1 protein-coding gene is annotated in these 454 nt (G+C 61.0%); it reads left to right on the forward strand.

Translation table 11 applies throughout. From position 1 onward, the window contains the following. Positions 1-454: Ig-like domain-containing protein (locus ACW5W8_RS23860; protein ID WP_498630891.1), on the forward strand; the 454-nt coding region annotated here is incomplete at both ends.

Below are 454 nucleotides of genomic sequence, written 5' to 3' on the forward strand. Positions count from 1 at the left end.
ATCAACGGTGTGGCGCTGACGGGCGGTGCGCAGAGCATTGCGGTCAAGGACGGGGTTGTGGAGATTGCGGCCGATGGCAGCATGACCTTCAAGCCGGGCGAGAACTTCAACGGTGACATCAGCTTTGACTACGTGGCCAAGGACGCTGACGGCGACACCGACACGGCCACAGTCAGCATCAAGGTGGCGGCACAGGACGATCCGGTCGATGCGGTAAACGACAGCTATGAGGTCAACGAGGATGGCTCGGTGACCCTGACCCTGCTGGCCAACGACAAGGCGCCGGATGGCGGGCTGAAGATAGTCTCCATCAACGGTGTGGTACTGACTGGCGGTGCGCAGAGCATTGCGGTCAAGGACGGTGTTGTGGAGATTGCGGCCGATGGCAGCATGACCTTCAGACCGGGCGAGAACTTCAACGGCAAGGTCAGCTTTGACTACGTGGCCCAGGACG

It is taken from the genome of Aeromonas aquatilis (assembly GCF_054052405.1).